17 protein-coding genes and 1 tRNA gene are annotated in these 21,737 nt (G+C 63.5%); 9 read left to right on the top strand and 9 right to left on the bottom strand.

Features of this window, described 5'->3' with window-relative positions; genetic code table 11:
• Nucleotides 1–2: 2 nt before the first annotated feature.
• Both rfaD and waaF read right to left on the bottom strand, forming a co-directional pair.
• On the bottom strand, nt 3–1,013 hold the full coding sequence (gene rfaD, locus AC56LH_RS02775) for an ADP-glyceromanno-heptose 6-epimerase (RefSeq protein WP_499648359.1): 1,011 nt from the start codon (nt 1,011–1,013) through the stop codon (nt 3–5).
• 34 nt (nt 1,014–1,047) lie between these two features.
• The gene (gene waaF / locus AC56LH_RS02770; RefSeq protein WP_499643852.1) at nt 1,048–2,070 is read right to left on the bottom strand and encodes a lipopolysaccharide heptosyltransferase II; all 1,023 of its coding nucleotides are present in this window, start codon (nt 2,068–2,070) and stop codon (nt 1,048–1,050) included.
• Nucleotides 2,071–2,218: 148 nt separating this feature from the next.
• On the opposite strand from waaF, the gene AC56LH_RS02765 reads away from it, so the two are divergent.
• From AC56LH_RS02765 to AC56LH_RS02755, 3 genes are all read left to right on the top strand, one after another.
• Complete coding sequence (locus AC56LH_RS02765) at nt 2,219–2,620, top strand: DUF2946 domain-containing protein (RefSeq protein WP_499643850.1); 402 nt, start codon at nt 2,219–2,221, stop codon at nt 2,618–2,620.
• A gap of 98 nt (nt 2,621–2,718) precedes the next feature.
• Nucleotides 2,719–4,866 carry a TonB-dependent receptor gene (locus tag AC56LH_RS02760; RefSeq protein WP_499643849.1) on the top strand — a complete coding sequence of 716 codons (2,148 nt, stop codon included), beginning with the start codon at nt 2,719–2,721 and terminating at the stop codon, nt 4,864–4,866.
• Nucleotides 4,867–4,879: 13 nt separating this feature from the next.
• Nucleotides 4,880–6,445: a PepSY domain-containing protein gene (locus AC56LH_RS02755; RefSeq protein WP_499643847.1), complete on the top strand. Its 1,566-nt coding sequence runs from the start codon at nt 4,880–4,882 to the stop codon at nt 6,443–6,445.
• On the opposite strand, the gene AC56LH_RS02750 is transcribed toward AC56LH_RS02755, so the two are convergent.
• The 5 genes from AC56LH_RS02750 to AC56LH_RS02730 form a co-directional block, all read right to left on the bottom strand.
• Nucleotides 6,381–7,175 carry a fatty acid desaturase gene (locus AC56LH_RS02750; protein WP_499643846.1) on the bottom strand — a complete coding sequence of 265 codons (795 nt, stop codon included), beginning with the start codon at nt 7,173–7,175 and terminating at the stop codon, nt 6,381–6,383. The two genes, AC56LH_RS02755 and AC56LH_RS02750, sit on opposite strands and share 65 nt — an antisense overlap.
• Before the next feature lie 150 nt (nt 7,176–7,325).
• Nucleotides 7,326–8,639 carry a VWA domain-containing protein gene (locus AC56LH_RS02745; RefSeq protein ID WP_499643844.1) on the bottom strand — a complete coding sequence of 438 codons (1,314 nt, stop codon included), beginning with the start codon at nt 8,637–8,639 and terminating at the stop codon, nt 7,326–7,328.
• 39 nt (nt 8,640–8,678) lie between these two features.
• Nucleotides 8,679–10,238, bottom strand: a complete 1,560-nt coding sequence (locus AC56LH_RS02740) for a TerC family protein (RefSeq protein WP_499643842.1) — start codon at nt 10,236–10,238, stop codon at nt 8,679–8,681.
• 93 nt (nt 10,239–10,331) lie between these two features.
• Nucleotides 10,332–11,162 (bottom strand): sterol desaturase family protein, encoded by an 831-nt coding sequence (locus AC56LH_RS02735; protein ID WP_499643840.1) that lies wholly within the window; start codon nt 11,160–11,162, stop codon nt 10,332–10,334.
• A gap of 54 nt (nt 11,163–11,216) precedes the next feature.
• Nucleotides 11,217–11,960, bottom strand: a complete 744-nt coding sequence (locus tag AC56LH_RS02730; RefSeq protein ID WP_499643838.1) for a PEPxxWA-CTERM sorting domain-containing protein — start codon at nt 11,958–11,960, stop codon at nt 11,217–11,219.
• A 402-nt stretch (nt 11,961–12,362) separates the two neighbouring features.
• On the opposite strand from AC56LH_RS02730, the gene AC56LH_RS02725 reads away from it, so the two are divergent.
• From AC56LH_RS02725 to AC56LH_RS02715, 3 genes are read left to right on the top strand one after another with little or no spacing between them, the layout of a single operon-like run.
• Complete coding sequence (locus tag AC56LH_RS02725; RefSeq protein WP_499573260.1) at nt 12,363–12,539, top strand: DUF3606 domain-containing protein; 177 nt, start codon at nt 12,363–12,365, stop codon at nt 12,537–12,539.
• Nucleotides 12,539–13,402, top strand: coding sequence for an oxidoreductase (locus AC56LH_RS02720; protein WP_499643836.1), 864 nt, complete (start codon nt 12,539–12,541; stop codon nt 13,400–13,402). Before AC56LH_RS02725 ends, AC56LH_RS02720 begins: the two co-directional genes overlap by 1 nt.
• 49 nt (nt 13,403–13,451) lie before the next feature.
• A complete protein-coding gene (locus AC56LH_RS02715; protein ID WP_499643834.1) occupies nt 13,452–14,138 on the top strand; it encodes a dihydrofolate reductase family protein in 687 nt (228 codons plus the stop codon).
• Between the two features lie 141 nt (nt 14,139–14,279).
• Here the strand turns inward: AC56LH_RS02715 and AC56LH_RS02710 are convergent.
• Nucleotides 14,280–14,370, bottom strand: a tRNA-Ser gene (locus AC56LH_RS02710).
• A gap of 169 nt (nt 14,371–14,539) precedes the next feature.
• Between AC56LH_RS02710 and AC56LH_RS02705 the strand changes: the two genes are divergently transcribed.
• The gene (locus AC56LH_RS02705) at nt 14,540–17,239 is read left to right on the top strand and encodes a polysaccharide deacetylase family protein (RefSeq protein WP_499643832.1); all 2,700 of its coding nucleotides are present in this window, start codon (nt 14,540–14,542) and stop codon (nt 17,237–17,239) included.
• A gap of 91 nt (nt 17,240–17,330) precedes the next feature.
• Here AC56LH_RS02705 and acs read toward each other — a convergent pair whose 3' ends face one another.
• Nucleotides 17,331–19,331, bottom strand: a complete 2,001-nt coding sequence (acs, locus tag AC56LH_RS02700; RefSeq protein ID WP_499643830.1) for an acetate--CoA ligase — start codon at nt 19,329–19,331, stop codon at nt 17,331–17,333.
• A 219-nt stretch (nt 19,332–19,550) separates the two neighbouring features.
• Between acs and AC56LH_RS02695 the strand changes: the two genes are divergently transcribed.
• A complete protein-coding gene (locus tag AC56LH_RS02695) occupies nt 19,551–20,159 on the top strand; it encodes a TIGR00645 family protein (RefSeq protein ID WP_499643828.1) in 609 nt (202 codons plus the stop codon).
• Between the two features lie 35 nt (nt 20,160–20,194).
• Complete coding sequence (locus AC56LH_RS02690) at nt 20,195–21,730, top strand: fumarate hydratase (RefSeq protein ID WP_499643826.1); 1,536 nt, start codon at nt 20,195–20,197, stop codon at nt 21,728–21,730.
• Nucleotides 21,731–21,737 lie beyond the last annotated feature (7 nt).

Here is a 21,737-nt window from a genome sequence, read left to right as displayed (position 1 = left end):
CCTTAACGCACCGGCTGAGCGCGCAGCCAGTCCATGTACTTGGCCACGCCGGTGGCTGCGTCGGTGAACGGTTCGTTGTAGCCGGCCGCGCGCAGCGCCGAGATGTCGGCCTGCGTGAAGCTCTGGTACTTGCCTTTCAATTTGTCCGGGAACGGCAGATACTCGAGCAGGCCCTGATCGACGATCTCCTGCAGCATCAAGGCTGGCTTGCCTTCGTTGGCCAATGCATTTGCCGTGGCCACCGCCAGGTCGTTGAACGGCTGCGCTCGGCCGGTGCCCAGGTTGAAGATGCCGCGCTGTTCGGGATGGTCCAGGAAGAACAGGTTGACCTTGACGACGTCGTCGATATAGACGAAATCGCGCATCTGCGCGCCGGCTTCGTAACCGTCATTGGCGCCAAACAGCCGCACCTTGCCGTCCTTCAGGAACTGGTGGTACTGGTGGAACGGCACCGATGCCATCGTGCCCTTGTGCCCTTCGAGCGGCCCGTAGACGTTGAAGTAGCGCAGGCCAACGACCTGGCTGCCCGCATCCTTGCCCTTGGTGGCCCAGTAGCGGCGCAGGTACTGGTCGAACAAAAATTTCGAGTAGCCATACACATTCAGTGGCCGCTCGAGCGGCCGCTCTTCGCGAAACACGGTGCCCGCGCCATACACGGCGGCCGAGGATGCGTAGATGAACGGGATGTCCTGACGCTGGCAGAATTCGAACAACGCGACCGTGTAGTCGTAGTTATTCTTCATCATGTAACGGCCATCGGTCTCCATCGTGTTCGAGCACGCGCCCTGGTGCAGCACGGCTGTGAACTTGTTGTCGAATTCACCGGCCTTCAGGCGCACCAGGAAGTCTTCCTTGTCGGCGTAGTCCGCGATCTCGGCGTCGACGATGTTATGGAATTTTTCGGGCCGCGACATATTGTCGACGGCGAACACGCTGAACGGCTGGCGCGCTGACAGTGCATGCACGAGGTTCGCGCCAATAAAACCTGCGGCGCCGGTAACCAGAATCATGATGGGGTCCTCTGTTAAATCGTTTGGCTTGTCCGCATCACGCGGCGGCAAGCATGGATTGCAAGGGCTGCCAGACAGCCTGCGGCAGGATCTGCTTCATGCAGTGCTGGTGGCCCAGCGGGCATTCGCGCTGCTGGCACGGCGAGCATTCAAGGTGCAGCCACAGAATCTGCGCCAGTTGCGACAGCGGTGGCGTATGGCGCGGATCGGTTGGGCCATAGATGGCCACCACGGGGCTCCCCAGCGCCGCGCCGATGTGCATCAGGCCCGAGTCGTTCGTGACCACGGCGGCGGCGCGCGAGATCAGCGCGATGGCTTCGGCCAGCGAGGTCGAACCGGCCAGGTTGTGCGCCTGCGGCACGATCGCGGTGATCTCGTCGCAGACCGCGCGGTCTTTCGGTGAACCGAGCAGCAGGATCTGGACATCCGGGCGATGGGCCAGGATCGTTTGCGCCAGCTCGGCGAAGTACGCCGATGGCCAGCGCTTGGCCGGGCCGAACTCGGCGCCCGGCGCAAACACGACGTGCGCGCCGCCCGGCAGTTGCAGGCGCGCGAGCGTGGCCTGTGCTTCTGCTGGCGCAACGGTCATCATGGGTTCGGGCAGGCGCTCGGGCCGCGCCAGGTTGCGCACCGGCGCGTCGGCCAGCGCCTGGTAGAACTGGGCCATCGGGCGCGGCGCGGTCTTCTCGTCGTGATGCATGACATTGACTAGGCCATAGCGCATCTCGCCCTTGTAACCCACGCGGCGCGGGATGCCGGCCAGCCAGGGGATCAGCGCGAACTTGAGCGTGTTGGGCAAGACGTACGAGTCGGCGTAGCCGCGCGCCTTGAGTATCTTCGCGAACGCCTTGCGCTCTTTCCACTGCAGCGCGCCATGCTTGAACGGCGACTCGAGCACCGTGTCCACTTCGCGCATCGCGCGCCAGACCGGGGCGACCCAGGTGGGCGCCACGACATCGATCGGCCGATCGGGATGGCGCTCCTTCAACCGGCGCAGCAAGGGCTGGGCCATGACGGCATCGCCGATCCAGTTGGGGGAAATGACAAGGGTGCGCGGCATCGTGTTGGTCGTCGGTAGCGGGGATGGTAGGCCGCGATTATAACAATCGCGCACGGTATTGCCCGTGACCCGGTCGCGGGCCGTCCGGCGAGATGGACAAATTGACCACCCGTGCGCCGCGGCGCGCTGCCCCGACTATAATTTTCATATGCACAGGCTTCGCACAACTCGCGCGCTGTATGGCTGGACCGTCCTCGTGGCGTTCCTGTTCGGCCTGTTCACGCCCGTGCTGTCGCATGCGATGGCCCTGGCCACCGCGCAGCCGCCCAATGCCTATCTGTCCGAGATTTGCAGCGCCACCGGCACCCGCCATGTTTTGGTCGTGGACGACGCGGGCCAGACGACGGCGCCGCCGGTGCCCGACATGTCGCACTGTGACCTGTGCTGCTCGCACCAGCACATCACCATCGCGCCGCCGCCGTACGCCGGCGCGCTGCAGGTGATCAGCCTTGAGCCCGATCCCTACCCGCCCCTGTTCTACCACGCACCACGCCCGCAATTTGCCTGGACGCCTGCGCAATCGCGCGGGCCGCCCTCATCCCTTTCCTGATCTGTCATACCCCTTGATTCCGGTGCTGCATCCTTATGCAGCACCGGTGGACCATGCGCGACGCGCCACCAGCACCCGTCGCGCGCACAGGAAATGCAATGACCCCATGTCTTCACGCCCGGCCGCGCGCGATCGCGCTCGCCCTGGGCTTTACCTTCGTTGTCCCCTTGCAGGCGGACGCCCAGACCATCCCCACCGTTGAAATCACGGCCGATGCACCGCGCGCGGGCAGTCTGCTCGACCTCGACACGCCGCTCGATACCGCCAGCCGCCTTGGCTTGAGCGCACGCGAAACCCCGGCCACCGTCACCGTTGTCGACCGCGCACTGATCGACGTGCGGGGCGCCCAGGACACGCAGGAAATCCTGCGCGCGATCCCCGGGGTGACCGCCCACAATGCACCGGGCAATATCGGCGTGAGCTACCGGGGTTTCGGCAGCGGCTCGATCAGCCAGCTGTTCAACGGTATCAACGTCCAGTACGCGATCGCTGCGCGCCCCGTCGACAGCTGGATCATCGACCGGGTCGAAGCCATCGGCGGGCCATCGAGCTTTCTGTTCGGCTCGGGCGCCGTGGGCGGTTCGATCAACTACATCACCAAACTGGCCGAGACGCGCGAATTGTCACAGGCCCAAGTGCGGCTTGGCGCGCATGGCTTGAAAGAAGTGTCGGTCGGTCTGAACCGCCAACTGAGCGATGGCCAGTACGCGCGCATCGACATCAATCACCGCGACACCGGCAGCCCGATCGACGGCGTCGACAGCCGCTCGACCCAGCTCGCGGCGTCCCTGCTGTTGCAGTTCGGGCGCGGCGTGACGCACACGCTGGCCTATGAATTCCAGCAGGAAGACGTGGACCGGCCGTACTGGGGCACGCCGCTGGCCAACCCGATCGCCGGGCAAGCGCGCATTCTCGAGGCTACGCGCTTCAAGAACTACAACAGCGCGGACGGCGTCTACGATCAGCGTGTGCACTGGTTGCGCTCGATCGGCAAGTGGCAGGTCAGCGATGCGCTGCAGCTCACGAACACGCTGTATCTGTACGATGCGCTGCGCGACTACCGCAACGTCGAAACCTACCGCTTCAATCCGTCCAACACGGCCGTGATCCGCTCGGGGGCCCTGCTCCAGCGCCACGACCAGCGCATGGTCGGCGATCGCCTCGACGGCGTTTATAAAAGTCGCATCGGCGCGCGCCGCAGCGACTGGGCTTTTGGACTGGACGTCAGCGTCAACAAGCAGACGCGCTTTCCGAACAGCCTGCCCGCCACGGTCAGCACGGTCGACCCGTACGACTTCGTCACCGAACGGTTCTTTGCGGTGCCAGGCATGACGCCAGGCTTTCGACCCGACCGCGACAACAAGGTCACGACAACGGCCCTGTATATCGAGAACCGCACGGCGCTGGTGCCCGACCTGAACCTGGTGACCGCACTGCGCCACGAGCGCATCGAACTCGATCTGACCAACCGCCGCGAGGTGACCAGCGCCAGCCCGGCCAGCTTCGCGCGCAGCTACACGCCGACGACAGGCCGTCTTGGCCTGGTGTGGGACGTCACGCCCGACATGAACCTGTATGCGCAATACGCGACGGCGGCCGATCCACCGTCCGGCGTGCTGTCGACCGCCTCGTTCGCGGACGTACGCACCAACAGCGAGCTGACCACCGGGCGCCAGTTCGAGGTAGGCAGCAAGCTGGGATTCTGGGATGGCAAGGGCACGGCGACGCTGGCCGCGTACCACATCACGCGCAAGAACATCGCGACGCAAGACCCGAACAACAGCGCCCTGACCCTGCTGGTGGGCGAGCAGACATCGCAAGGCGTCGAACTGGCCGTGGGCCTGCAACCGACGCGCCGCCTTGGCCTGCAGGCCAACGTCACCTACGTGGACGCCGAATACCAGAACTACCGCCAGGGCAACGTGTCGCTGGCCGGGAAGACGCCCGTCAACACGCCGGCGACCGTCGCCAACCTGTGGTTGTCGTACGCCATCACGCCGGCGCTGCAGACGCAGGTCGGCGTGCGCCGGGTCGGCAAGGTGTATGCGGATGCGGCCAACACGCTGTACTGGCCGGATTACACGTTCGTCGACCTGGGTCTGTCCTACCAAGTGACCCGCGAAGTCACGCTGGTCGGGCGCGTGCGCAATCTGACCGACCGGATCTACGCCGCCAACGTGAACAGCACGATGGCGTACCTGGGCGCGGCGCGCACGGCGGACATGTCGCTGCGCGTGGCGTTCTGACGGGGAGCCCGGCATGAAGGCACAACTCAAGCGCTGGCTGTTCCTGACCCACCGCTGGCTGGGCATCGGCGGCTGCGTGCTGTTTGCGATGTGGTTCGCCTCAGGCATCGTCATGATGTATGTCGGCTACCCGAAGCTGACCGATACCGAACGGCTGGCGCATCTGCCGGCGCTGTCGCAAACAGCGCCGCTGCTGGCGCCAAACGAGGCGCTGGCCAGGGCCGGCGTCACCGGGCCGCTGGACGGGTTGCGCCTGGCGGCGTCCAGTGGCGGGCGCGCCGTGTATATGGCAACGCCGACTGCCAGCGGCAAGCGCGGCGCCATCGTCATCGATGCCATCAGCGGCGCGCGCGTGGAAACCGTGAACGCGGCCAACGCGCTCGCCAGCGCTGCCGCCTGGGCCGGCCCCGGCGTGAACGTGCATTACCAGGACGTGATCGACGAAGACGCATTCACCCATTCGCGCGGGCTCGATGCGCAGCGCCCGTTGCACCGCGTCGAAGTGATGGATGCCGATCGCACGCTGCTGTACGTGTCCGGGAAAAGCGGCGAAGTCGTGCGCGACGCAACGCGCAGCGAACAGCTATGGAATTACGCCGGCGCCTGGATCCACTGGCTGTATCCGTTTCGCGGCAACCTGTTCCAGCCCTACTGGACCAATATCGTCAATTACCTGGCGATTGCCGGCATCGCCGCTGCGCTGTCCGGCACCGTGGCCGGCATCCTGCGCTGGCGTTTTCGTACGCCCTACCGCAGCGGCGCACGCACGCCCTACCCGAATGCGATGATGCGCTGGCACCACGTGACCGGTCTGCTGTTTGCGCTGGTGACGATCGCGTGGATCTTCAGCGGCCTGATGTCGATGAACCCTTGGCACATCTTCGACACCGGTGCACCGAAGCTGCGCATGGAGGTGCTGCAGGGCGGACCATTGACGCTGACAACGCAAGACGCCGCACCGCCAGCGCTGCTGGCCGCCAGCACGGGCGCCGTGCGCGAGCTGCGCTGGGTGCGCGTACTGGGCCAGAACCGCGTGCTGGCCTACCGCGCGGGCGGCGCGCCGCAGGTGCTGGACAGCCATGCCGCACAGCCGCTGACGCTCGATGCAGCGGCGCTGCAGTCTGCGGCCGTGCACCTGGTCGACGCTCCCGTCGCGCGGGTCGAGCAGTTGAGTGAGTACGACCTGTATTACTACGCACGCGATGCGCACACGATGATGGGCGGCGCCGACAAGCCGCTGCCGGTGCTGCGTCTCGTGTTCGCCGATGCACACGCGACCTGGGTGCATCTCGACCCGCATACCGGCGCGGTACTGGGCCACATCGACAGCGGCAAGCGCGCCAGCCGCTGGCTGTTCGCGATGCTGCATTCGTGGGACTGGCTGCCGTTGCTGGAACGGCGGCCGCTATGGGACATCGTGCTGGTCGTGCTGAGCCTCGGTGGTCTGCTGCTCAGCGTGACGGGCGTGGTGATCGGGTGGCGCCGGCTTGGCAAGAAGCTGCGCCCGGCGGGCGTCAACCCGCCGCGTGCCGCCGCGCCTGCGCCGCATCCGGTGCCGGCAACCGGTCGACATGGTTGATGGTCACGAGGCGCACGAACGAGAGGATGCGGATGACGAGCCAGCCCGCATCGAACTCCCACCACTTCATCGACAGTTTGGCCGACGCCGGGTTGGCGTGGTGGTTGTTGTGCAGTTCGGCGCCGCCGAAGATGATCCCGATCGGGAAGAAGTTGCGTGACCCTTCCTTGGTCTGGAAGTTACGGTAGCCCACCACGTGGAAGATCCCGTTGATGAAGCCCGAGGCCCAGAATGGCAGGATCGAAAACTGGAACAGCCAGATCAGGAAGCCGTTGGTCATGCCGAACACCAGCATTTCCAGCGCCAGGAACAGGAACGCGCCGCGGAAGCGGTGCTTCGTGTACAGGTGCGCATCCATCCAGTCTTCCTTGATGCCGACGCCGTAGGCCTTGATCAGGTCCGCGTTGCGCGCGGCCTTGCGGTACAGGAGCGTGCCCTTGGTCAGAATGGTCCACAGGCCGTGGATGTGCGGGCTGTGCGGGTCGTCGACCGTGTCGCACTTGGCGTGGTGCTTGCGGTGCACCGCCACCCAGGCCTTGGCCGTCACGCCGTAGGTCGTCAGCCAGATCCACAGGCGAAACAGCTGGCACAGCAGCGGGTGGAACGTGATCGCGCGGTGGCTGCGCGAACGGTGCAGATACAGTTCGCTGGCAAACACGGTCATGATGTACGACGCGGCCATGGTGAGCGCGACGCCCGTTGGGGTGAGCTGGATGAATCCTTCGAACACGTTGTTTCTCCCTGTTGTACACGGTCTGTGGACGTAACGACGTCCTGACAATGCGACAAGAGTAACGTGCGACTACTGGTTTCTAATGGTTGAGCAGAGCGGTATTTCGGGGCCTGTTTGCGTGACAAATGCCGCCCCTTCTACCGCGCGTCAGCCGATCATGCCGAGCGCCCTGACCTGCTTCACCCACTGCGGGTATTCGTTCATCAAGAGGTCGTACAGCGCGGCGTCGGGATGCTCGTCGGGCGAGGCCACCGAAAAGAAATCGGCGTTGTCGACCAGGCGCCCATCGAGCTCGTCGAGCTTTTCCAGAAACGGGAAATCCGAATCGGCAAAGCTGGCCAGCGCCTTGGCTTTCGACTTGCGCCCTTTGCCGATGCCCATGAACTGCCAGAAGATCGGCTCGCGGCTGGCCCAGCGCAGCTGGCGCTCGGTCAGCGGCTTGTCGGACGTCGAACCGTCGGTAACGAACATCACATACACCGGCACGGCAGCTTTTGCCACGGCACGGCGCTCGCCGCCACGCGCATCCGGAAAGTAGTGGCGGCGCACGGCTTCGATCGCGGCGCCGTAGCGCGTGTCGCCTTCGAGCGGATGGCGCGTGATGATGCCCTTGATGTAGTTCGGCCAGTTCGACAGGTCCATCGCCTCGCCCTGGTGGACGTTGCGGCCAAACAGGAACACGTCGATCTCGCCGTCGTCATCGAAGCGGCAGCCCAGCGCCAGAATGCGCTCGGCGAATTTCTGCACCAGGCCCTTGCTGTACAAGGCGCTCATCGAACCGGAGATGTCGAGCACCAGGCAGACCTTGGCACGATGCTGCGCGAGTCCCGCTTTTTCGAGCGACACGGCCGCAGACTTGACCAGGTTGACCAGTTGCGGCGCAGACTGGGCCACGCGCTTTTCGAGGTCGACCGACGTTGTTGGCAAAGCTTGGGGAGCATCGTCCGCCACCGCGCCGCCAAAGTGGCGCACCAGCGCATCCAGCCCGCCGTTGAAGCCCTGGCCCACGGCCATGAAGCGCCAGCCACCATCCTTGCGATACAGCTCGCCCAGCATGACGGCGCGCTCGCCGGCAAAGTCGCTGCCGCTGAACGCGAAGCGCGCGAATTCACCTTGCGGGCCAACCAGGCGCAGATAGCCGGTCTGCAGTTGCGCCATCGTCGCTGCGCCCTCGGTGCTGGCGACGATGCTCACGCGCTCGACCCAGCCAGGTAGCCGCGCGAGTTGAAAACGGAAGCCCGTGGCATCCTGGCCGGCCGCATCCAGCGCCACGCCGCCGCACGGCGTCGTAGGCTGGTTGAAGAACGTCATGTAGCGCTCATCGGCCAGCTTGCCGCCGGCGTCCAGTGCAAAGCACACGACATCGAGCGCCAGACCCTGGGCCGATACGCCCGCTTGCAGCACGCCGTCTGGCGCTACGGTGGACAGGGGCAGGCGCTGGCCCCGGGAGAGTGCTTGCATGGTGGCGTCCCTATCGTAAAACGTTCGTTCAACCGGGTATCACAGCGGGGCGGCGATGCGCGTGACCAGCACCGACGCGATACGCCGTTCCAGCACCTCTTCGACTTCCATGCGCAGACCCTCGATCTCGATGCCGTCGCCCACCAGCGGCAAGGTACCGAACCGTTCGAGCATCAGGCCGGCCAGCGACGTGTAGTCGTCAGTGTCGCCCACCAGCGCGTCCACCTCGAGCACTTGTTCCAGGTAGTGCAGGTCGGCCGTGCCATCGACGCGCCAGCGCCCGCCGCCCAGGTCCTGCACGACGGGCTGCTCGTCTTCGTCCGGGAATTCGCCGGCGATGGCTTCAAGGATGTCGATCGGCGTGACCAGGCCCTGCAAGGTGCCGTATTCGTCGGCGATGAGAACCAACTGGCCATGCGAGCGCTTCAGGCGGTCCATCACTTTCAACACGCCGCTCGCGTCGGGCACGATGATCGGCACGCGGATATGGTTCGCATCGATCGCGCCCGACAGCGCCAGGTCGGCGATCAGGTCTTTCGCGCGCGCGACGCCGATCACTTCATCGAGTTCGCCCCGGCAGACCGGGAAGAAGCCGTGCGGCGTGGCCAGGAGCTGGGCGCGGATCGTGTCGGCGTCGTCCTCGATATTGATCCACGAGATGTCCGAGCGGTTGGTCATGATCGAGCGCACCGAGCGCTGCGACAGGCTCAGGACACCGCTGACCATATTGCGCTCTTCGAGCTCAAAGGTCGGCTCGTCGGGCTTTTGCTTCTGCTGCTTGCTCGTCACCGGATCCGGCTCGTCGCCCGGCTCGATCCCGCGCGTGCTGCCCAACAGGCGCAGCACCGCATCGGCCGTGCGGTCGCGCAGCGGGATGTGCGCATCCTGCTTGACGAAGTTGCGGCGCGCCAGCTGGTTGAGCAGCTCGATCACGACCGAGAAGCCGATCGCGGCGTACAGGTAACCCTTGGGGATATGGAAGCCCAGTCCTTCGGCGATCAGCGACAGTCCGATCATCAAGAGGAAACTTAGGCACAGCACGACGACAGTCGGATGCGCGTTGACGAAGCGCGTGAGCGGCTTGGAGGCGAACAGCATGACGCCCATCGAAATCACGACGGCCGCCATCATCACGCCCAGCTCGTCGACCATGCCAACGGCAGTGATCACGGCGTCGAGCGAGAACACGGCATCGAGCACGATGATCTGCGCGACAACGGCGGCGAAGCTCGCGTAGGCGCGCTTGCCGGTGGCGACCTGCAGCTTGCCTTCGACGCGCTCGTGCAGCTCCATCGTGGCCTTGGCCAGCAAAAAGAAACCACCCACCAGCAAAATCAGGTCGCGCCCGGAGAACGACAGCGGACCGAGGGCAATCAGGGGGGCGGTGAGTTTGACGAGCCAGGCGATGACGGTGAGCAGGCCAAGGCGCATGATCATGGCGAGCGACAGGCCGACAAGGCGGGCTTTGTCACGCTGGTGCGGGGGGAGTTTGTCCGCCAGGATGGCGATGAAGATCAGGTTGTCGATGCCAAGGACGATCTCGAGCACGACAAGGGTGAACAAGCCGACCCAGATATTTGGGTCAAAAAGCCATTCCATTAGGTGTGTTTGGTAGTGATTGGCCAGTCATTGTAAGCGATCACGCCGTCAATCAACCAGATTCGGGGGCCGCCGTTGTATTGGCGTCGTCCTTCAAAATGACTGTTCGGCGGCCGGTTTGACTGGCGGCGCCGGCAGCAGCGGCTCGATCAACTGGCGCGGCAGCGTGGGCGCGAGCGGCGTGTCTGTCCCTACTTCGGCCGGCCAGTGGCGCGGCAGGTAGTGGCTGCCGAACAGGCGGTCCAGGCACGGCAGCGTGGACGCGTAGTTACGGTTGGTGTGCTCGTGCCGGCTGTGGTGCCAGTGATGAAAGGCCGGCGTCGTGACGAGCCATTCGAGCGGGCCGAAGCGCCAGCGCAGATTGGCGTGGATGAAGAAGCCCCACAACGTGCCCAGCACGATCAATGCGGCGGGCGCGGCGCTGCCGGCCGCGGTCGGGCTGGCCAGCCCCAGCAGATACAGCGGCACGATGCCGAACAGGCGCGTGATGACCATGTCGACGGGATGGCTGCGCGTATTGGCCAGAAAATGCATTCGCTCGGTGCTGTGGTGCAGCGCGTGGAAGCGCCACAGCCACGGCAGCTCGTGGCTCAGCCGATGGCCCCAGTAGAAACCGGTCTCGGCGATCACGAAGGCCAGCACCATGCGCACGGCGAGCGGCAAGCCGGCGATGGCGGTGATCAACGCATCCGGCACCACCCAGGCGGCCAGCGCGGCCAGCAGCGCCATCGGCGCGCTCAGCAGCACGATGGGCACCAGGCTGCTGAGGAAGTAATACGCGAGGTTGTGCCGCAACTCGCCGTTTGGCCCATCGTGGCGCACGCCGAACCAGCGTTCCAGCGGCACGAACAGGGCCGTGAGCAGGATCAGCCAGACGCACAGGCGCAGTGCGGTGGCGGCGAATTCGGCGGACGAAAAGTGCATGGTGATTTACAGGCGGGTAGCGGCAGACATGCCTGCCGCTACCCGCCAGTATTTTCAGGCCTGTGCGTTGCGGCGACGGCGCGCCATGAAACCGATCAGGCCCAGGCCACCGAGCAGCATGGTCCAAGTGGCTGGCTCGGGCACTTCGGCGTTCAGCGCGACGTTATCGAGCAGCATGAATGGCGGCGCGCCAGGCGCGGTGCCACGGGCGAGGAACGACAGCATTTCGCTCGCGCTGGTGGCCGTAAAGGCCATCGTGGCCGACTTCCAGCCGCTGAAGCCGTCATCCGGAATGCTCAGCTTGGTGCTGTTCTGGGTGGCCTTGCCGAAGCCGACCTGCCAGTAATTGTCGTAGTTGGCGCCGACGAAGCCGGATTGCTGCGCCAGTGCGAAATCAAAGGTCAGCAGGTACGAGGTGCCGATCGTCAGGCCGTTGATCAGCTGGGACAGTTGGCCCGGGTAGTACTGCGAGTCGGACGCGAAGAAATTGCCGCCGGTTGGCGAGGCTGTGAAGCCGTTTTTGGTGCCTTCGAGCCGCAGCGCCGACGTGGTCGTGGTGGCGGTGGCGCCATCCAGAACGAAGTTGTAACCACCTGAGCCGCCGCTGCCTTCCTTGCTGGTCCAGCCGGTCAGCGTGGTGCTCTTGGCATCGACTGTCGTTCCGTTGATTTTCTTGTTGCCACCGTTTGAGGTCAGCTCGAAATTGCCGTTCTGGACCAGGATCGGGCCGGCATGGGCGATGCCCGCGCTGAAAGTGATGAAGGCGGACAGCAACAGCAGGACTGACTTGATGCGCATGGGACGGGACTCCGTGGAATATCGATATTGGTGACGGGGAGCCGCATTTCCTCAGCTCGGCGTAGCTCAAACAATGAAACTTTTGTAGATTATTATCAATTTTTATTGCTTGTAAAATATTCTAGCAGATTCTTGGTGTGCGAAATCAATACTTATATTGCAATTTTATTGCCGTTGATGCACCTGCGCAGGTCTTCAGGCGAAGCATTGGGCAAATCCCGGATACCACTGGCGCACGATGGACGAATTGCATAAAACAGTGGACGAACTGCATGCCGTGAAAACAACAGACGGGCAGCACTGCGTTATCGGGACGGCACGCATGTTGTTAAGCGGTTCGTGAAATCACGCACTGACTCAGTGCTCCCTGGCCGCGCATCCTGAAGTTTTGAGGAGATACCCATGTCAGATAATCTTTCGAACAAAGGCAACCCGGACCGCAACCTCATCAGTCTCACCGAGACCCATGAGGTCCGCTATTGGACTGAAGCCCTTGGCATCAGTAAAGAAGAGCTGGAGCGCGTGGTTGGCCAGGTGGGCAACAGTGCGGCCAAGGTGCGCGAGCACTTGAACAAGTGATGCAGGGCTCTCCCGAGCAAGACAACACGCCGGTCTGGTTCATCACCGGCTGTTCAACCGGCCTGGGCCGCGCCCTGGCCGAACTGATCGTTCAGCGCGGCTGGCGCGTGGTCGTCACCGCGCGCGACAAGGACGCCATCGCAGACATCGAACGCAGCGCACCCGGTCGTGCTCTCGCACTGTCGCTGGATGTCACGCGCCTTGACGATATCGATGCAGCAGTTGCTGCGACGCGCGAACGATTCGGGCGCATCGACGTCTTGGTCAACAACGCCGGCTACGGCTACCAGAGCACTGTCGAAGAAGGTGAAGAGGCAGAAATTCGTGCGCAGTTCGACACGAATGTCTTTGGCCTGTTTGCCATGACGCGCGCGGTACTTCCCCTGATGCGCGAGCAGCGTAAGGGCAACATCATCAATATCACCTCGGTTGCTGGTCTCATCGGTTATCCGGGGTCTGGCTACTATGCCGCGTCCAAGCATGCGGTTGAGGGCTGGTCGGATGCGCTACGCGCCGAAGTGCTTCCGCTGGGAATCGGCGTAACGTGCGTCGAGCCCGGGCCGTTTCGCACCGATTGGGCGGGCCGCTCCTTGCGCCAGACAACGAGCGGGATTGCCGATTACGCCGATACGGCAGGAAAGCGGCTGGCAGGGACCAAAGAAACCAGCGGCGCGCAGGCGGGTGACCCGCTCAAGGCTGCGCAGGCCATGGTCACGATTGCGAATGGCGCCGATGCACCTCGGCATCTCGTGCTGGGCGCCTGGGGCTTTGATGCGGTTGTTGAACGGCTGGAGCAACGTGTTCGCGATATTTCGATGCAGCGGGATCTGAGTTTGTCTGCCGACTTCGATGACGAGGCATGACCCTTTTAATTGACGAGCAATTTTTTCATGTCTCGTTTTGGAGAATTCAATGAAACCCTATGTTATTTGCCACATGATGTCGTCCATCGATGGCCATGCACTGACCGATGGGTGGGATCGGCCGTTCAAGAATGCTGCGGGCGAGCTGTACGAAAAGCTGGCCGCGACGTTTGACTTCGATGGCTGGATTTGCGGCCGTACGACCATGGAGGAAATCGCGCATGGCGAGGGTTATCCGAAAGGGTTGGCAAAGGAGCCGATCCCACGTACGCCCTATTTTGCCAAGCGTGATGCGAAGACCTACGCCATTGCGATCGATGGTCATGGCAAGGTTGCCTGGAAGAGTAACGAAGCACTCGGCTCCCACGTCGTCGCGGTTCTGACGGAAGCCGTGTCGGACGACTATCTGGCCTATCTGCAGTCGATCGCGGTGTCGTATTTTTTCGCAGGCAAAACCGATATCGATCTGGCGCAGGTGGTGCAGACCCTGGCCGATGAGCTGGGCACGAAGCGACTGATCGTCGAAGGCGGGCCGCACGTCAGCGGGTCCTTCGTCAATGCTGGCCTGGTTGATGAAGTCAGCGTGTTGATACTGCCTTTGATCGACGGACGCGGTCATCATCCTGCGTCGTTTGAAGTTGCCGAAGAGGCCTGGAAGCAGCCGAGTTATCTGAAACTCGATTCGGCAGAGGTTCAGGATGGTGGCGGTGTGTGGCTGCGTTATAAGCGGTCGTGATGCGTTCGGTGCGCCCCGACTGCGCTATCGGGGGGGGGTCCTTCCCTGAACGCAAGCACACAAAAAAGCCGCTATAGCTAAGGCTAGAGCGGCTTTTTCCGGACGTTGCTGGACTTCTGCGGACGTCCCAATTTGTATGCTTGGCGGAGAGAGGGGGATTCGAACCCCCGGTAGGCTATGAACCTACACACGCTTTCCAGGCGTGCGACTTAAACCACTCATCCATCTCTCCTGATGGTCGACGTGTGCGTTCCACGAAGCCGCTCATTATAACAACAATTCCTGGTAGTACAAGACCGATCCTGCAACGGCCTGCCCGCCCCCTTTTCACGCATGACCTGTGAATGGTATCGTTCCCGGCTGGCCTGCCCCTCTGGCACGCTACCCGCAACGGATACGTCGTGAAACGCACATCACTTTATCTCATCATCTTCGCCGTGGCCGCAGCTGGCGCCGGCGCCGGCTCCTGGCTCGTGAACCGCACCCCGACCGGGGCACCAGAAACGAAGCCTGCCACCGCATCAACCACCAGCACGCAGGATGCCAGCGCCATCGCAACCGAGCTACGCGCCATGCTCGACGCCTACCGCAAGATCATCGTGCTGACCCACGACGAGGCTACCCTGCCCGCCGCCGAGCGCGCGCAGGCGAACCGCATCGGTCAGCAGCTGTTCCACGAAAACCAGGAACGCATCGGTCGCGTCGAGACGGCGCTGGCCACCCTGATCGCGTCGAACAACCCACGCCGCTTCGACGCCATCGGCAGCCTGCTCGACTACATCGAGTCGGGCGACGGCCTGTACGACGCCGACCGCCTGGCGTTTCGCGAAACCCTGCGCAGCCTGCAGGCGCAGATCGCCAGCGATTCGTCGCTCGCCGCGATCAAGCTGCACAAGCGGATCTCGGAAGACCTCGACGCGCTGGCCGAGATCGAGCGCAATTATGAGAAGGAGATCCGCGCGATCTTCGGGCGCTACGATACCCGCGCGATCGAGCTGAAGCGCGAGAAGTGGGACAGCTACATCGCCTACCTGAAAAAGCTCTACTCCCGCGAACGCATCCTGAAGGAATACGGCGTCGTGCTGCCCTACCCCGCAGCGCCCGAACCCGAGCCTGCGGCCCCAGAACCCGGCGCGCCAGCGCAGGCCGGGCGTGAAGGCGCCGAAATCTTCGGCAAGTCACTTCCTAAAAAGACCGTGCTGCTCACCTTCGACGACGGCCCGCACCGCCGCTACAGCGAAGAAATCGCCGCGATCCTCAAGCAGTACAACGCGCCGGCGATCTTCTTCAACGTCGGGCGCAACCTGGGCGCGCTCGACGCGCAGGGTGCCGCCAAGCTGGGGGCGAATGCCCAAGTGAGCCGCAAACTCAAGGACGCCGGCTACGTGCTGGCCAATCACAGCCTGACGCATGCGCAGCTGTCCAAGCAGACGGGTGCGAAGCTCAAGTCCGAAATCCTCGATACCGATACGCTGCTCAAGGCGGTCGATCCGCAGCGCTCGTCGCTGTTTCGCTTTCCGTATGGCGCGCGCAATCGCGAAGGCATGCAATTGCTGGCCGATGCGCAGCTCACGTCGATGATGTGGAATATCGATTCGCTCGACTGGGCCGACCCGGTGCCGTCGTCGATCGCCGACCGCGTGCTGCGCAGCGTCGAGAAGGAAGGCCGCGGCATCATCCTGTTCCACGATATCCACGAACGCACCGTCAAGGCGCTGCCGATGATTCTCGAACGCCTGGCGGCCGAGGGGTATCAATTTGCCGGCTGGGATGGCGCCACGTTCCAGGTCGACAGCAAGGCAGCGCCCGCGCCGGCACCGCGCGCGGCGGCCACCGGCTACGCCAATTCGTGGGCGATCCTGGTGGGCATCGACAATTATCCGAAGTGGCCGCGCCTGGAATATGCGGTGCGCGATGCCGAGGGCGTCGAGCGGCTGCTGGTGCAGAAATTCGGCTTCGCGCAGGAGCGCGTGATCACGCTGAAGAATGAACAGGCCACGCGCCAGGGCATCCTGGCCGCGTTCCACGATCGCCTGGCTCACGGTGGCTTGCAGCCGAACGACCGCGTGTTCGTGTTCTTCGCGGGGCACGGCGCCACGCGCAAGCTCAGTTCCGGGCGTGATCTCGGCTACATCGTGCCGTTCGATGCCGACCCGAATAACCTGGCCACCGATGCGATTCCGATGACCGAAATCCAGAACATCGCCGAGAGCCTGCCCGCCAAGCACGCGCTGTTCGTGATGGACGCCTGCTACAGCGGCCTTGGCCTGACGCGTGGCGCGGCCAATGCGTCGTTCTTGCGCGACAACGCGCGCCGTCTGGGCCGGCAGATGCTCACGGCCGGCGGCACCGACCAACTGGTGGCCGATGGCGGGCCGAATGGCCACTCGGTATTTACCTGGACCTTGATGCAGGGCCTGGGCGGCAAGGGTGATTTGAATGGCGATGGCCTGATCACGGCCACCGAGCTGGCGGCATATGTGGCGCCGGCCGTGTCGAGCGTATCGCAGCAGACGCCGGCCTTTGGCAGCTTGCCAGGCTCGGAAGGCGGCGACTTCGTGTTCGAACTGCCGGAAGAAACCGAGTTCCTCACCGCCGGCACGGCGCAGTTGTCGAACGATGCGATCGCGCTCAACACGCGGCTGGATGCGCAGGCATCCAAGGCAACGGGCACCGTCGTGGTCAAGGATCTGCAAGGCGGCGAGACGCGGCTCAAGGCGCCGGCGGCGGTGCCGGTATCGAGCCGGCAGCAGGCGCAGCGGGCCAACGATCTGGGTTTGCAGCTGTATAAAGAGAAGCAGTATGCGCAGGCCGAGGCGCAGTTCACCGAAGCGCTCAAGCTGCGGCCGGACTTTGCGCTGGCGGCGAACAATCTGGGCTTCGTGTTTTACAAGCAGGATCGTTTTGTCGAGGCGGCGCGCTGGTTTGAAAATACCGTCAAGATCGATCCGTCGCGGGCGATTGCGTATCGCAATTTGGGTGATGCGTATGTCAGGTCGAAGCAGCCGCAGAAAGCCAGGGCGGCGTTCACGACGTATCTCGAATTGGCGCCGACCGGCGCGGGTGCGACGTATGCGAAGGAGCAGTTGCAGAAGTTGTGATGGTGGTTCGCGTCATAAAAAATGCCCGTGTTCGCAATGCGACCACGGGCATTTTTTTCACCGGCATGTAGGCCGGTGCAGACGCTTGCGATTACGCCGATTCTTTCAACTGCTCCAGGATCGCTGGATTCTCGAGCGTCGACACATCCTGCGTGATGTTCTCGCCCTTGGCCAGCACGCGCAGCAGGCGGCGCATGATCTTGCCCGAGCGGGTTTTTGGCAGGTTGTCACCGAAGCGGATTTCCTTCGGCTTGGCGATCGGACCGATCTCCTTGCCCACCCAGGCACGCAGTTCGTTGGCGATTTTTTTCGCTTCTTCGCCAGTTGGCCGCGCGCCCTTGAGCACGACGAACGCGCAGATCGATTCGCCCGTCGTGTCGTCCGGGCGCCCCACCACCGCCGCCTCGGCTACCAGCGAATTGGCCACCAGCGCCGATTCGATTTCCATCGTGCCCATGCGGTGACCCGACACGTTCAGCACGTCGTCGATGCGGCCCGTGATCGTGAAGTTGCCGGTGTCCTTGTTGCGGATCGCGCCGTCGCCCGCCAGGTAGTATTTGCCACCCAGCTCGTCCGGGAAGTAACTGGTGCGGAACCGATCGGGGTTGTTCCAGATGGTGCGGATCATCGACGGCCATGGGCGCTTGACGACCAGGATGCCGCCCTGCCCGTTCAGCACGTCGGCGCCGGCTTCATCGACAATCGCGGCCATGATGCCCGGCAGCGGCAGCGTGCACGAACCCGGCACCATCGGCGTCGCGCCCGGCAGCGGCGTGATCATGTGGCCGCCCGTTTCGGTCTGCCAGAAGGTGTCGACGATCGGGCAGCGTTCGCTGCCGACGTTCTTGTAGTACCACATCCAGGCTTCCGGATTGATTGGCTCGCCGACCGAACCCAACAGGCGCAGGCTCGACAGGTCCGAGTTCTTCGGATGGACTTTTTCGTCCACGTCCGACGCCTTGATCAGCGAGCGGATCGCCGTTGGCGCCGTGTAGAAGATGCTGACCTTGTGCTTTTCGATCGTCTTCCAGAAGCGGCCGGCGTTCGGGAAGGTGGGCACGCCCTCGAACACGACCTGCGTGCCGCCGACGGCCAGCGGGCCATAAGCGATGTAGGTGTGGCCGGTGATCCAGCCGATGTCGGCCGTGCACCAGAAGACGTCGTCGGGCTTCAGGTCGAACGTCCACTTCATGGTCAGCGCGGCCCACAGCAGGTAGCCGCCGGTCGAGTGCTGCACGCCTTTCGGGGTGCCGGTCGAGCCGGACGTGTAAAGGATGAACAGCGGGTGCTCGGCATCGACCCATTCCGGCTCGCAGTCGGCCGACTGGCCTTCGACCAGCTCGTGCAGCCACAGGTCGCGGCCTTCGTTGAAAGCGACGTCGCCGCCGGTGCGCTTGTAGACGATGACGTCCTTGACTGTGTCGCAGCCGCCCATGCCGAGGGCTTCATCGACGATGGCTTTGAGCGGCAGCGATTTGCCGCCGCGCTGCTGTTCGTCGGCCGTGATGACCGCAACTGCGCCGGCGTCGATGATGCGCTCCTGCAGCGACTTGGCGGAGAAGCCGCCAAACACCACCGAGTGGGTCGCGCCGATACGGGCGCAGGCCTGCATCGCGCTGATGCCTTCGACCGACATCGACATGTAGATGATGACGCGGTCGCCCTTCTTGATGCCGCGCGACTTGAGCGCGTTGGCGAATTTGCAGACACGCTCGTGCAGCTCGCGGTAGGTCACGCGGTTGACGGCGCCGTCGTCGGCTTCGAAGATGATCGCGGTCTTGTCGGCATTGCCGTTCTCAAGGTTGCGGTCGAGGCAGTTGTACGACGCATTGAGCTGGCCGTCGCCGAACCATTTGTAGAACGGCGCGTCAGACTCGTCGAGCGTGCTGGTAAATGGCTTGTGCCAGTCGAGGTTCTCGCGCGCCAGGCGCGCCCAGAAACCTTCGTAATCGCTGGCCGCTTCGGCGCACAGCTTGTCGTAGGCGGCCATGCCGCTGACGGTGGCGTTGGCAGCAAAGTCGTGCGGCGGCTGGAACACGCGATTTTCTTGCAGGCCCTGGGATTGCTCTTGCGTCGTCTCGTTCTCGGACATGTCAGTCTCCATTCTAGTTAGTGGGTTATGCCGATACCATAGGGGCGCTCGCTTACTGAGCCCTTACACACCGCCCCCGGCGACCGGCAGGTGCCGCCTGATGCATTCTAACGCCGTCGCTTGCAAAGCGGACAAGTGCGCGCCAGACGACACCGTAACGCTGGCGCCGGTGTAAAATGCCGTGCTGAATTTTCTCGCACTTCCTGGAGTTCCATCCCGATGTCGTCCCTGCCGCCGAACCAGCCTTTTCGCAAGCTGTCGCCCCTCAATTCACTGATTTTCTCGAGCCGCTGGCTGCAACTGCCGCTCTACCTGGGCCTGATCCTGGCCCAGTGCGTCTACGTCTTTCACTTCTGGGTCGAACTCGTCGACCTGATTGGCGCCGCCATGGGCAACGCCGACTCGCTCAAACACATCATCGATGCCGTCAGCGTTCCGGGCGCCCTGCGCCCTACCCGGCTCAATGAAACCATCATCATGCTGGTCGTGCTCGGCCTGATCGATGTGGTGATGATCTCGAACCTGTTGATCATGGTGATCATCGGGGGTTATGAGACGTTCGTGTCGCGCATGCATCTGGATGGTCACCCGGACCAGCCAGAATGGTTGTCGCACGTGAACGCGTCGGTCCTGAAGACCAAGCTGGCAATGGCGATCATCGGCATTTCGTCGATTCATCTGCTCAAGACCTTCATCAACGCGTCGTCCTACGATGTGAAGACGCTGTTCTTCCAGACCCTGATCCACTTCGCGTTCCTGCTCTCGGCCATGGCGATTGCCTACACCGACCGCATCGTGATGAGCACGCACAACGACAAGCATTCTTAAAACAGAACATTCCTGGTACTTCTGAAAGAGCGAACATGGCAACCGTGATTACCCAAGACGACCTGATCGAATCGGTCGCGGCAGCACTGCAGTACATCAGCTACTACCACCCTGCGGATTACATCCAGCACCTGGCGCGCGCCTACGAGGCCGAGCAGAGCCCGGCCGCCAAGGATGCGATCGCCCAGATCCTGACCAATTCGCGCATGTGCGCCGAAGGCAAGCGCCCGATCTGCCAGGACACCGGCATCGTCAACGTGTTCCTGAAAATCGGCATGGGCGTGCGCTTCGAGGGTTTCACGGGCACCGTCACGGACGCCGTCAATGAAGGCGTGCGCCGCGCCTACAACTTCGCCGACAACAAGCTGCGCGCCTCGATCGTGGCCGACCCGCATTTCGAGCGCAAGAACACCAAGGACAACACCCCGGCCGTGGTCCACATGGAGCTGGTCGAGGGCGAGACCGTCGACGTGAAAGTCGCGGCCAAGGGCGGCGGTTCGGAAAATAAAAGCAAGTTCGTCATGCTCAACCCATCTGACTCGCTGGTCGACTGGGTGCTGAAAACCGTGCCGCTGATGGGCGCGGGCTGGTGCCCGCCGGGCATGCTCGGCATCGGCATCGGCGGCACCGCCGAAAAGGCGATGCTGATGGCCAAAGAGTCGCTGATGGAAGACATCGACATGTACGAGCTGCGCCAGCGCGGCCCGAACAACAAACTCGAAGAGCTGCGCATCGAGCTGTGCGACAAAATCAATGCGCTGGGCATCGGCGCGCAGGGCCTGGGCGGCCTGACCACGGTGCTGGACGTGAAGATCAATATGTACCCGACCCACGCGGCCTCCAAGCCCGTGGCGATGATCCCGAACTGCGCCGCCACGCGCCACGCGCACTTCGTGCTGGACGGCTCGGGCCCGGTCTACATCGAACCGCCTGCACTGTCGAGCTGGCCTGATGTGAACTGGACGCCGGACACGCAAAAATCCAAGCGCGTCGACCTGAACACGCTGACCAAGGAAGAAGTGGCTTCGTGGCAGCCTGGCCAGACGCTGCTGCTCAACGGCAAAATGCTGACGGGCCGCGACGCCGCGCACAAGCGCATCCAGGACATGCTGGCCAAGGGCGAATCGCTGCCGGTGGACTTCACCAACCGCGTGATCTATTACGTTGGCCCAGTCGACCCGGTCGGCGACGAAGTGGTCGGCCCGGCTGGCCCGACGACCGCGACGCGCATGGACAAGTTCACCGACATGATGCTCGAGCAGACCGGCCTGATCTCGATGATCGGCAAGGCCGAGCGCGGCCCGGCCGCCATCGAGTCGATCAAGAAGCACCAGTCGGCCTATCTGATGGCGGTCGGCGGCTCGGCGTATCTGGTGTCGAAAGCGATCAAGTCGGCCACCGTCGTCGGCTTTGCGGACCTGGGGATGGAAGCGATCTACGAGTTCGACGTGACCGACATGCCAGTGACTGTCGCCGTCGATTCGACCGGCACGTCGGTCCACACGACCGGCCCGAAGGAATGGTCGGCCAAGATCGAATCGCTGCGCGGCGTGCCGATCAACGTCGCATAACACCTCT

The organism is Telluria sp. LT1R51-2 (assembly GCF_059685775.1).
The sequence above is the reverse complement of the archived record's forward strand: the minus strand, read 5'-3'. Positions and strand labels throughout refer to the sequence as shown.

What these genes read in the sequence shown, in the direction of transcription:
- waaF (WP_499643852.1), bottom strand. Translation starts at nt 2,070, where the DNA reads ATGCCGCGCACCCTTGTCATTTCCCCCAACTGGATCGGCGATGCCGTC.
- AC56LH_RS02765 (WP_499643850.1), top strand. Translation starts at nt 2,219, where the DNA reads ATGCACAGGCTTCGCACAACTCGCGCGCTGTATGGCTGGACCGTCCTC.
- AC56LH_RS02760 (WP_499643849.1), top strand. Translation starts at nt 2,719, where the DNA reads ATGACCCCATGTCTTCACGCCCGGCCGCGCGCGATCGCGCTCGCCCTG.
- AC56LH_RS02755 (WP_499643847.1), top strand. Translation starts at nt 4,880, where the DNA reads ATGAAGGCACAACTCAAGCGCTGGCTGTTCCTGACCCACCGCTGGCTG.
- AC56LH_RS02745 (WP_499643844.1), bottom strand. Translation starts at nt 8,639, where the DNA reads ATGCAAGCACTCTCCCGGGGCCAGCGCCTGCCCCTGTCCACCGTAGCG.
- AC56LH_RS02740 (WP_499643842.1), bottom strand. Translation starts at nt 10,238, where the DNA reads ATGGAATGGCTTTTTGACCCAAATATCTGGGTCGGCTTGTTCACCCTT.
- AC56LH_RS02735 (WP_499643840.1), bottom strand. Translation starts at nt 11,162, where the DNA reads ATGCACTTTTCGTCCGCCGAATTCGCCGCCACCGCACTGCGCCTGTGC.
- AC56LH_RS02730 (WP_499643838.1), bottom strand. Translation starts at nt 11,960, where the DNA reads ATGCGCATCAAGTCAGTCCTGCTGTTGCTGTCCGCCTTCATCACTTTC.
- AC56LH_RS02725 (WP_499573260.1), top strand. Translation starts at nt 12,363, where the DNA reads ATGTCAGATAATCTTTCGAACAAAGGCAACCCGGACCGCAACCTCATC.
- AC56LH_RS02720 (WP_499643836.1), top strand. Translation starts at nt 12,539, where the DNA reads ATGCAGGGCTCTCCCGAGCAAGACAACACGCCGGTCTGGTTCATCACC.
- AC56LH_RS02715 (WP_499643834.1), top strand. Translation starts at nt 13,452, where the DNA reads ATGAAACCCTATGTTATTTGCCACATGATGTCGTCCATCGATGGCCAT.
- acs (WP_499643830.1), bottom strand. Translation starts at nt 19,331, where the DNA reads ATGTCCGAGAACGAGACGACGCAAGAGCAATCCCAGGGCCTGCAAGAA.
- AC56LH_RS02695 (WP_499643828.1), top strand. Translation starts at nt 19,551, where the DNA reads ATGTCGTCCCTGCCGCCGAACCAGCCTTTTCGCAAGCTGTCGCCCCTC.
- AC56LH_RS02690 (WP_499643826.1), top strand. Translation starts at nt 20,195, where the DNA reads ATGGCAACCGTGATTACCCAAGACGACCTGATCGAATCGGTCGCGGCA.